Source organism: Duganella sp. HH101 (assembly GCF_001758795.1).
Classification (GTDB): domain Bacteria; phylum Pseudomonadota; class Gammaproteobacteria; order Burkholderiales; family Burkholderiaceae_D; genus Rugamonas; species Rugamonas rivuli.
The window spans coordinates 201,166-210,492 of the sequence record NZ_LRON01000011.1; the positions used below are offsets into that span (position 1 = coordinate 201,166).

General features: G+C 68.1%; 10 protein-coding genes and 2 pseudogenes. 4 read left to right on the forward strand and 8 right to left on the reverse strand.

What is annotated here, in order from left to right; genetic code table 11:
- Positions 1-14: 14 nt before the first annotated feature.
- From DUGA2_RS18955 to DUGA2_RS18965, 3 genes are read right to left on the reverse strand one after another with little or no spacing between them, the layout of a single operon-like run.
- A complete protein-coding gene (locus tag DUGA2_RS18955) occupies positions 15-1,043 on the reverse strand; it encodes a cation diffusion facilitator family transporter (protein ID WP_070271034.1) in 1,029 nt (342 codons plus the stop codon).
- Positions 1,040-1,366 carry a helix-turn-helix transcriptional regulator gene (locus DUGA2_RS18960; RefSeq protein WP_070271035.1) on the reverse strand — a complete coding sequence of 109 codons (327 nt, stop codon included), beginning with the start codon at positions 1,364-1,366 and terminating at the stop codon, positions 1,040-1,042. Before DUGA2_RS18960 ends, DUGA2_RS18955 begins: the two co-directional genes overlap by 4 nt.
- A gap of 54 nt (positions 1,367-1,420) precedes the next feature.
- A complete protein-coding gene (locus DUGA2_RS18965) occupies positions 1,421-2,407 on the reverse strand; it encodes a zinc-binding dehydrogenase (RefSeq protein ID WP_070271038.1) in 987 nt (328 codons plus the stop codon).
- A gap of 89 nt (positions 2,408-2,496) precedes the next feature.
- On the opposite strand from DUGA2_RS18965, the gene DUGA2_RS34910 reads away from it, so the two are divergent.
- Together DUGA2_RS34910 and DUGA2_RS18970 are read left to right on the forward strand one after the other, a co-directional pair.
- Complete coding sequence (locus tag DUGA2_RS34910; RefSeq protein ID WP_307170714.1) at positions 2,497-2,787, forward strand: LysR family transcriptional regulator; 291 nt, start codon at positions 2,497-2,499, stop codon at positions 2,785-2,787.
- Between the two features lie 6 nt (positions 2,788-2,793).
- Positions 2,794-3,390, forward strand: coding sequence for a LysR substrate-binding domain-containing protein (locus DUGA2_RS18970; protein WP_307170716.1), 597 nt, complete (start codon positions 2,794-2,796; stop codon positions 3,388-3,390).
- Here the strand turns inward: DUGA2_RS18970 and DUGA2_RS18975 are convergent.
- Both DUGA2_RS18975 and DUGA2_RS18980 read right to left on the reverse strand, forming a co-directional pair.
- A complete protein-coding gene (locus tag DUGA2_RS18975) occupies positions 3,387-4,058 on the reverse strand; it encodes a DUF6683 family protein (RefSeq protein WP_070271041.1) in 672 nt (223 codons plus the stop codon). The two genes, DUGA2_RS18970 and DUGA2_RS18975, sit on opposite strands and share 4 nt — an antisense overlap.
- Before the next feature lie 70 nt (positions 4,059-4,128).
- Positions 4,129-4,755, reverse strand: coding sequence for a DJ-1/PfpI family protein (locus tag DUGA2_RS18980; protein ID WP_070271045.1), 627 nt, complete (start codon positions 4,753-4,755; stop codon positions 4,129-4,131).
- Between the two features lie 85 nt (positions 4,756-4,840).
- Between DUGA2_RS18980 and DUGA2_RS18985 the strand changes: the two genes are divergently transcribed.
- Both DUGA2_RS18985 and DUGA2_RS35025 read left to right on the forward strand, forming a co-directional pair.
- A complete protein-coding gene (locus DUGA2_RS18985; RefSeq protein WP_229214721.1) occupies positions 4,841-5,386 on the forward strand; it encodes a TetR/AcrR family transcriptional regulator in 546 nt (181 codons plus the stop codon).
- A 309-nt stretch (positions 5,387-5,695) separates the two neighbouring features.
- A pseudogene (locus tag DUGA2_RS35025) lies at positions 5,696-5,977 on the forward strand (GNAT family N-acetyltransferase); the annotation flags it as partial.
- A gap of 36 nt (positions 5,978-6,013) precedes the next feature.
- Here DUGA2_RS35025 and DUGA2_RS18995 read toward each other — a convergent pair.
- The 3 genes and pseudogenes from DUGA2_RS18995 to DUGA2_RS19005 form a co-directional block, all read right to left on the reverse strand.
- Positions 6,014-7,525 (reverse strand): triple tyrosine motif-containing protein, encoded by a 1,512-nt coding sequence (locus DUGA2_RS18995; RefSeq protein ID WP_070271056.1) that lies wholly within the window; start codon positions 7,523-7,525, stop codon positions 6,014-6,016.
- 18 nt (positions 7,526-7,543) lie between these two features.
- Entirely contained in the window at positions 7,544-9,022 is a 1,479-nt protein-coding gene (locus DUGA2_RS19000) for a two-component regulator propeller domain-containing protein (protein ID WP_070271058.1), read from the reverse strand.
- A pseudogene (locus tag DUGA2_RS19005) lies at positions 9,019-9,327 on the reverse strand (hypothetical protein); the annotation flags it as partial. The pseudogene DUGA2_RS19005 and the gene DUGA2_RS19000, both read right to left, overlap by 4 nt.

A 9,327-nucleotide genomic window follows, 5' to 3' on the forward strand; every position in this document is an offset into this window, starting at 1 on the left:
AGCGTGGTGCGGCTTCAGTGCGGCTGCTCCTGCAGGCTGCACTCGTGCGCGGTGGTGCCGAGGCGCACCTGCAGCGTGGCGTGGTCGATGGAATAGTCTTGCTTCAGCTTGGCGCTGATGGCGTCCAGCGCGGCGTCGCCCGGATGGCCGGCCGGCGTCACCAGGTGCGCCGTCAGCGCGTTCTCGGTGGTGCTCATGGCCCAGATGTGCAGGTCGTGCACTTCGGTCACGCCCGGTTGGCTGCGCAGGAATTGCTCGACTTCGGCGTGGTCCAGATTGTCCGGCACGGCCGCCAGCATCATGCGCATCGACTGCTTCAGCAGCGACCAGGTGCTGTAGACGATGAAGGCGACGATGATCATGCTGACCAGCGGATCGAGCCAGTTCCAGCCCGAGTACTTGACGATCACGCCGGCCACCAGCACGCCCAGCGAGATGGCGGCGTCGGCCGCCATGTGCAGGTAGGCGCCGCGGATGTTGATGTCGTCCTTGCTGCCGGACATGAACAGCCAGGCCGAGAAACCGTTGATCAGGATGCCGACGCCGGCCACCACCGAGACGGTCAGGCCGGCCACCGGATCGGGGTGCGCCAGTTGCTGCACCGCTTCCCAGGCGATGCCGCCGCAGGCCGCCATCAGCAGCATGGAATTGAACAGCGCCGCCAGCATCGACGTGCTGCGCAGGCCGTAGGTATAGCGGCCGTTCGGCAGGCGCTTGGCCAGGATCGCCGCGCCCCAGGCCAGCATCAGGCCCAGCACGTCGGACAGGTTGTGGCCGGCATCGGCCATCAGCGCGGTGGAGTTGGCCAGGAAGCCGTAGAAGAATTCCACCGCGACAAACACGGTGTTGAGCACGATGGCGATGGCGAAGGCGCGGCCCATGGTGTTGGGATCGCCATGGTGGTGATGGTGGCCGTGGCTATGGTCGTGCCCGTGGTGGTCGTGGCTGTGCGCCTTGGCCTTGGCCGGGGCGTGGGAGTGGCCGCAATCCTGGCCATGCTCATGGCTATGGTCGTGATCGTGGTGGTCGTGGTGCTTGCTCATGCTTCGTTCCCGTTGGAAGGTTCGGCGATATGTTCGAGCATATCGTTGAGTACGCCGCTGATGTGGGCGTCGGCGGCGGAATAGAACACTTGTTTGCCCTGGCGCTCAGACTTGACAATGCGCGCCGCGCGCAGCAAACGCAAGTGGTGGCTGACCAGCGAACTGCTCAGCTCCAGCGAGGCGGCGATGTCGCTGACGGCGATCGGCGCCGCCACGCAGGCCAGCACGATGCGCAGGCGCGTGGGATCGCCCAGCAGATGGAACAGGTCGGCCAGCTGGGCAATCGCGGGATCGCAGTCGGAATAGTCGTGGTGGCAGCTCATGATGCTAACAAATGAATAGGTGTTCACATGTTAGCAGAAAACCGCCGCGGCCGCCTAGTGGCCGATGTGCACCACCGCCTTGCCCATGCCGGTCTCGGCGTCGAGCCAGGCGTGGGCTGCGGCGATGTCGTCGAAGGCGAACACACGCGCCGGCCGCGCGCGGTACCGGCCTTGCCCGACCCGCTCGACGATGGTTTGCAGCGGCACCCGGTCCAGCTCGAAGCCGGGCGTGCCGAAGGCGAAGCTGCCGAAAAAGCTCAGCTGGACGCGCGGCGGCAGATGTTGCAGCGGCAGGAAATGCTCCAGCGGCCCCAGCCCGCCGAGGAAGCCGGCCTGGCACACGCGGCCCGGGCGTGCCGCCAGCGTCAGCGAGTCGAGCAGGGTGGTGTTGCCGACCAGGTCCAGCACCGCGTCCACGCCGCCGGGCGCGATCTCCCGCACAGCGCCGCCCAGGCTGGGTTGCTCGGCGACGATGTGGCGCGCACCGTTTTGCTTGAGCACGTCGGCCAGCTCGGCCGGCCGGCGGCTGGCGGCGATCACCTGCGCGCCCAGGTGGGCGGCGATATTGCTGGCGGCCTGGCCCAGCGCCGAGCTGGCGCCGCGTATCAGCAGGGTTTGCCCGGCTTGCAGCGCCAGGCCGTCGTGCAGGCAGGCCCAGGCGGTTGCATACGATTCCGGAATGGCGGCCAGCTCGGCCCAGGGCAGGGCGCTGCGCAGCGGCACCACGTTGGCGGCCGGCACGCACACATACTCGGCGTAGCTGCCGTTGATGCTGCGGCCCATGCCGCCCATGATGGCGGCGACCCGTTCGCCCTCGCGCAACGCCGAGCCCGGCGCGCTGGCGACTACGCCGACGCATTCGATGCCCGGCACCTTGACGGCGTCGCCCCACAGCCCTTGCCGCATATAGCTCTCCGCGCGGTTGAGGCCGAACGCCTTGACGCGGATCAGCACCTGGCCGGCCGCCGCGACCGGGGTGGGCAGTTCTATCGCTTGCAGCTGTTCCGGGCCGCCGAAGCCGGCGATGTGTATGGCACGCATGATGTTCTCCTGAAAATGATCGAGGCTTCACTGTAGGGAAGAACATAGTCGGATAAAATTCAGTAATTCAGTCTATCTCTGTAGGATTTATGAACTCTGTCGGTTTTACCCTGCATGAGCTGGCCTGTTTCCTGGCGGTGGCCGAACTGGGCAGCTTTCAAAAGGCCGCGGCGCAGCTGCACCGTTCGCATCCCAGCGTGTTTGCCGCCGTGGCCAGCCTGGAGCGTCAACTGGGGCTGGCGCTGCTGGACCGCAGCGGCTATCGCGTGACCGTGTCCGCCGCCGGCCAGGCTTTCGTCGGGCAGGCGCGGCAACTGCTCGACGGCGCCCGGCAGCTGGCCACCCAGGCCAGCCAGGCGGCGATGGGGGAGGAGCTCTAGCTGTCCGTGGTGATCGGCGACCTGTGCCCGCTGCCGGCCACGTTGCGCCTGCTGCGGCAATTCTTTGCCCAGTGCCCGGCGACCCGCCTCGACCTGCATTTCGAAGCGCTGTCCGGCCCGTGGGAGCGGCTGCACAGCGGCGAGGCCGACCTGATCTTCCACCACCTCGACCAGGCCGACCTGCGCTTCGATGCGCGGCCGTGGCAGCGCGTGCGGCTGGTGCCGGTGGTGGCGCCGGGCTTCCTGGATTTTCCGCTGCACGCCGGCATCACGCCGGAGATGATGCGGCCCTACGTGCAATGCGTGATCCGCGACAGCGCGCGCAACGGCCCGCCGCGCGACTACTTCGTGGTGGACGGCGCGCGGCGCTGCACCGTGGCCGACCAGTTCATGAAGCGCGAAGTGATTTTGCAGGGCATGGGCTGGGGCCACATGCCGGCTTATCTGGTGGACGAGGATCTGGCGCAGGGAAGGCTGCTGTCGCTGGCCGGCGACCATTTCCGCGAAAGCGAACTGGAGCTGGTCATCGCGCGCCGCCGCGATGCCGCCCATGGACCGGTCGCCCAGCGGCTGTGGCGGCATCTGCTGGCGGGGCTGGACTAGCGCAGGTGCATGCCGCCGTTGTCGATCTGCACGGTGGCGGGATCGGTGCGCAGCACCAGCTTGAGGTTTTCGCGCGCGGCGTTGCGCAGGTTTTGCTGCACGGCCGGCGGTTGCGGCGTCCGCTGTCCGGACTTGTAGGCCAGCGCCATGAAGGTGCCGACCATGGCGCTTTGTTCGAAGGTGTCGCGCAGCGTGATGGCGTCCTGCTTGCCGACCAGCGCCTGCATGCCCGGCTCGCGGCGCAGCTGCTTCGCCACCGCCTGGAAGGCTTCGTCGGAGACGTCGGCGTCGTTCAGCACCATGTAGTTGCCGACCAGGAAGGCCGCCAGTCCGCCCGCCATGTCGCGCGAGGTCCAGCCCATCTTCTTCTCGATTTGCAGATACACGTCCATGCTTTGCAGATAGGCCTGCTGCATTTCAAACTGCTTCTTGGGCGGGAAGGATTGCGCCAGGATGCGCGCATTGGCCTTCGGCGCGGGCTGGGCGCTGGCGCGCACCGGCGCTGCGGCGGCGCCGCCGGACGCATGCACCGGCACCCGCAAGTCCGGCACCGGCCAGACGGTGACGTTGTCGTACTGCATGCCATAACCCGCCATCTGCGCATGGGCGGCCTGGACTGCCGCCAGCGCCAGCGCGGCCAGCAGGAACTTGCGAACGAGCGTATTCATGGAGATGGCTGCCTTGATGGAAAGTTGATGTATTTACAATCTCCCAGCATGGCATAAAATCGCCCGAGTATCAACGTCCGCACGCTACCGAAGGGGGCTCGCCGCCCTGGCGGATGCTGGAGACTATCAATTGCTCGTAGCATTCGTACTGGCCGGCCGGCAGCACCGGCCGCAGCGTCTCCAGGCTTTTCTCCATGCCGTACAGCCGCTCGACCGCCCAGCCGACCAGGTAGAGCGCGGACAGGCAACCGCCCGCCGTCGCCACATTGCCGACGCTCATGAACGGCCTGTCGTCCGCTTCCACGCCGGTCGCGCGCAAGGCCGCGCGGGCGTCGGGGTGGGTGGCGGCCCGGCGTCCGGGCAGCAGGCCCAATTGCCCGAGGATGAAGGCGCCGCCGCAGATGGAGCCGATCAATTGCCGTTCGGGGTCCAGCTGGAAGGCCGCCATGAAGTCGCGGTCCGCCAGGGCCGCCGGCACGCCTTCCTTGCCGCTGGAGAACAGCACCACGTCGGCCTGGTTCGCTTCGTCCAGCGCGCCGTGCACGCCGACCTGCAAGCCGTGCGCCGAACGCAGCGTGGCCTGCTTGCCGAGGATGCGGACCTGCCAATCATGTTGCTTGCGTCCGAGAATATCCCACATCAAAAACAGGTCGATATCGGTGAAGTGGTCAAAGGCGATCAGGGCTATCTTTTTCATACCGGCTCCATGCGTAGGGGATGGATGCAGTCTAGCGAGGGCGGTGCTACCATACACAGTCTGTATGTTTTCGAGGTGGGCCTTGGTGTTGACGCGTGACCATTGGATTGCAGCCGGCTTCGACGCCCTGGACCAGCAGGGCTATCAAGGCGTCTCCGCCGAGCAATTGGCGCGGCGCCTGAATGTGACGCGCGGATCGTTCTACCACCACTTCCGCAGCCGCGACGAGTTCGTCCATGCGCTGCTGGCGGCCTGGGAGGCCGACTATGCCGGGCGGATGCTGGCCCACGCGGCCGCCGGCGGCAGCCTGGAGGATGTGCTGCAGCGCTACCTGAGCATCGCTGCGGAAAAGCGGCCGCAGCGGGAAACCGCGATCCGTGCCTGGTCGCGCATCGATCCCCTCGTGGCCGGGTACCAGCAGCGCGTCGACCAAACCCGGCTGTCGTTCGCCATCTCGGCCTGCCGCGCGCGCACCGATGGCTCGGTCGATGCGGAGCTGGTGGGCCGCATGGCGCACCTGTGCCTGATCGGCGGCCAGGAATCCGGCGAGCGCGCCATGCCCGCCGTCTTCGGCCAGCGCGTGCAGCAGGCGCTGGCGTTGCTGCGCGCCGCGTCGTTCCGTCAACCATAGGCAGCACCAGCCACCATGCATCTGAATCTGGATTTACTTGAACGTTGGCTGTCCGGCTGGAGCCTGGCGCGCGGCTTGCCGCTGCCGCAGCGCGCAGGAGGCGGACTGGTCGTCGAGGTCGGCTGGCCGGAGCAATTGCGCCGCCATGTGTTTGTCGATGCCGGCGCTGCACTGCAAGCGTGCGCGGCGCAGACCCTGCAACATCGCGTGTTCCTGAAGGCTGCCGTCGACGTCGAGACCCTGCGCCACGTGCTGCCGCCGCGCTGGACCATCGAACGTCCGCGCTACCTGATGTCCCGCGCCACGCCGATGGCGCAGGCCGCGCCGCTGCCAGCCGGCTATGCGCTGACATCGGCGATCGAACACGGCGCGCACATCATCCGCATCGTCGACGCCGGCGGCCAGGCGGTGGCAACGGGCGGCGTGGTGCTGCATCGGGGAACCGCGATCTTCGACCGCATCGAAACGGCGCCGGCGCATCGGCGCAAAGGATGGGCCAGCGCATTGATGTCTGCGCTGGACGTCTTGGCCGGCGACGCCGATCGCCTGCTGGTGGCGACCGCCGAAGGCCGCGCGCTGTATCTCAGTTTGGGCTGGCGGGAGCTGGCGCCGTACTCGACGGCGGTGCTAGCCGAAAGCCAGCCTGGAGATGATGGAGAACACGACGGTGGTGCCGACGTCCTGCCGGCTGTCGATCCGCAGCTGCCCGCCGACCTGCTGCGCGCGTTCGCGCATGCCGCTCAGCCCCCAGTGTCCCGGCCGTTTTCCTGACGACTGCACGCTCGCATCCAACCCCTTGCCGTAGTCCCGCACCGTCATCGAGAACTGCGCGGATGCATACACCAGCTCGATCTTGACCTCGGCGCTGCCCGAGTGCCGCACCGCGTTGAACAGGGCTTCCTTGCCGATGGCCAGCACTTCGGTCTTGACCGCCGCCAGCAGTTCGCGCGCCTCGCCCTGCGTGCTCAGCGAAAAACAAATGCCATGCTGCTGCGCCATCGCCTGCCCGAACTCGTACAGGTAGTCGCCGAGCGCGCCCGGATGCCCATCGCGCCCGCGCAATTCCAGCACCCGTTCGCGTCCCTCGTCGACCACCTCCTGCGCGGCATCGAGCGCGGCGTCGATCTGGCACAGCGCCGGGTCGGCGGCGGGCAGGGCGCGCTTGATGCGGTCGAAGCGCAGGATCAGCGCCTGCGCGCTTTGCAGGATCGTGTCGTGCAGCGTGCGGGCGATGCGCTCACGCTCCGCGTGCCGCACTTCCATCTGCGCCTTGATGCGCAGTTCCATGCGTTTCAACCGCAGCCGGTGCAACAGCCAGGCCAGCGCCATTCCGCTCAGGGCCAGCAGGCATTTGAACCACCAGGTCTGGTAAAAACTCGCGGCGACGCTGAAGCGCAGGCCCGGGCCTTCCGGCCCCCAGTTGCCGGCGCCGTTTTCCGCGACCGCGCGGAAGCGGTACTCGCCCGGCGGCAAGCCCGTGTAGAAAGCCTGGCGGCGTTCGCCCGCGTCCTGCCATGCCTGGTCGTAGCCTTCCAGCAGATACTTGAAGCGCATGCGCTGCGGCGTGCCGAGCAGCGCGCTGCTGTAGTCGATCTGCACATTGCCGGCGCCGGCGGGCAAGGCCAGTTGCGCGGGCCGCCGGTACGTCTGGCCCAGCGCGCTCAGCGACTGCATGATGACCGGCGGCGGCGCCGGCGCCTTGAGCAGATGCAGCGGATCGATCCAGGCGACGCCGTCGTGCGTGGTCAGCCATATCTTGCCGTCGCCGGCTTGCGCCAGCGATTGCGCACCCAGCAGGTCGGTGATGCCCAGCCGGCCGTCCGTGGCGTCGAACAGCCGGCCTTGCACCGGCTGCCCGGGGTGGGCGATGGCGTTGGCCAGCGAGCGACCGTCCAGCCGCACCGTGCCCGCCGATGAATTGAGCCACATATTGCCGCTGCTGTCGGCCAGGAGGGCGGAAATGCTGCGGATGTCGGGCAGCGCCAGGTTCACCTTGACGAAGCGTCCGTCGTGATAGCGCGCCAGCCCGGCCTCGCCGCCGGCCCAGATCTGTCCGAGCGCTTCGTACAGCACCGACGTGCCCTTCAGTTGTCCGTCCTGCTCGATGGGCACCGTCACCGCCTTGCCCTTGTCCAGCATGACCACCGTGTTCCGGCTTTAGCCGAACCACATCCTGCCGGCCGAGTCGGCCAGCATCGACATGGCCGAGCGCGTGCCTTCGCCCGGCAGCAGCGTTTCGCGGTCCCAGCGCCCGCCGCGCAGCCGGTGCACGCCGGCGTTCACCACCGACATCCACAAGGTATCGTCCTCGCCATGCGCCAGCGCATGGACCAGATGGACCGGCCCCATGTCCTCGGGATATTCGATGGCCTGCACCGCGCCGTCCGGCATGACCCGGCGCAGGCGGGCGCGCTCCGCCAGCCACAGCGATTGATCGCGCCCGCGCAGTATCGCCTGCATCTGGCCTATCCCGTGCTGCTTCAGCCAGGCGCTGTTGTGCACTGCGCCGTCCGGCGTGACTTCCAGCCAGCTGCCGACCTGCGCCACGGTGGTCAGCATCATCGCATTGGCCGGGCCGGCCAGCAGCCTGCCTTCTCTCACCTCCGCGTCCGGCAAGGCCGGCGTCACCAGATTGACGTCGACCTGGCGGAAGCGCTCCAGCCCCTTGGCGGTGGCGACCCAGACATTGCCCTCGCGGTCCTCGAGAAAAGTGGCGACCAGATTCGAGCTCAGGCCGTTCTTGACGCTGAAGCTTTCCATCTTGTCCGGCCGGCGCGGATCGAAGCGGCAGACGCCGCAGGTCGCCGTCTCCAGCCACACGCTGCCGGAACGGTCGACCAGCATGCGGTGGGATGCTTCCGGCCTGGCCCGGAACAGCCATGGCCCGTCGGCCTGGTCATACGTTTCCAGGCTGTCGATGATGCGCAGGCCGCGCGCCTCCATGAAGTAGATGCGGCCGTCGGGGCCGACTTGCGGCGGCTCGATGCTGCCCAGATGCCCGAGTGGCGGCTTGAAGCTGGCGGCGCCCGGCGGCAGGCGGAACAAGCCGTGGTCGGTGAAGACGGCCAGCGTGCCGTCCTTGTCGACAAACATGACGGACGCCTTGTCCGCCGTGAAGCCCTGCGCCGGCCCCAGCTTGTGCCAGCGCCGGCCGTCGAAGCGCATCACGCCGTCCAGGCCGGCGGCAAACACCTGGCCTTGGCGGTCGAAGGCGAAGGCCCACCAGCTGGCCAGGCTCAGCCCGTCGTCGGCGCCGTAGTTGACCACCGCGCCATCCTTGACGAAGCTGATGCCGCCCTGGCGCCAGCCTATCCACAGGCCGCCGCCCGGCTGCGCCTTGATGAAGTAGACGGCGCTGGTCGAGATCTTTCCCGTGCTCGGCTGGAAGGGCTGGAAGCGCACGCCGTCGAACTGGAACAGGCCGGCGCCGGTGCCCAGCCACAGATAGCCGTCGTCGGTCTGGTCCATCGTGATGATCGATGGCGGCACGCCGTCCTTGGCGGTCCAGGAGCGGTGCTCCAGTTGCGACAGCGTGCGGTCGGGGGGGATGGCGGCCGCAGGCAGGCCCGCCATTAGCATGCCGGCCCATAGCAAGCGGCGGGCGATGGGGAAGGCCATGCCGCCGGCGCCGCTCACTTCTGCAGCTCAGCTTGCAGCTGCGCGCGGAGTTTCGGGTCCAGCTTCTGGATGGCCTTGTTGAGTTTGTCCGCGCTGGCCAGCGCGGCGGTCTGTTCCGGCGTCAGCGCCCTGGCTTGCTCGATCACCGGCGCCGGCGGCGGCAGCGGCTTGAAGAAGGCGGCCTGGCCGCCCAGCACCAGCAGGGCGCTCAGCACCGAGATGCCGGCCGCCGCGCCCAGCAGCCGCAGCTCGCGCGGCGTGATCGCCGGCGACTGGGTGGCGATGGCGCGCACCGGCATCGCCGGCGCCGGCGCGTAGCCGGC

Excerpts from the sequence above, each read along its gene's own strand:
- DUGA2_RS18995 (WP_070271056.1), bottom strand. The coding sequence starts at position 7,525 with ATGCTGGACAAGGGCAAGGCGGTGACGGTGCCCATCGAGCAGGACGGA.
- DUGA2_RS34910 (WP_307170714.1), top strand. The coding sequence starts at position 2,497 with ATGAACTCTGTCGGTTTTACCCTGCATGAGCTGGCCTGTTTCCTGGCG.
- DUGA2_RS18955 (WP_070271034.1), bottom strand. The coding sequence starts at position 1,043 with ATGAGCAAGCACCACGACCACCACGATCACGACCATAGCCATGAGCAT.
- DUGA2_RS18960 (WP_070271035.1), bottom strand. The coding sequence starts at position 1,366 with ATGAGCTGCCACCACGACTATTCCGACTGCGATCCCGCGATTGCCCAG.
- DUGA2_RS18980 (WP_070271045.1), bottom strand. The coding sequence starts at position 4,755 with ATGAAAAAGATAGCCCTGATCGCCTTTGACCACTTCACCGATATCGAC.
- DUGA2_RS18975 (WP_070271041.1), bottom strand. The coding sequence starts at position 4,058 with ATGAATACGCTCGTTCGCAAGTTCCTGCTGGCCGCGCTGGCGCTGGCG.
- DUGA2_RS18965 (WP_070271038.1), bottom strand. The coding sequence starts at position 2,407 with ATGCGTGCCATACACATCGCCGGCTTCGGCGGCCCGGAACAGCTGCAA.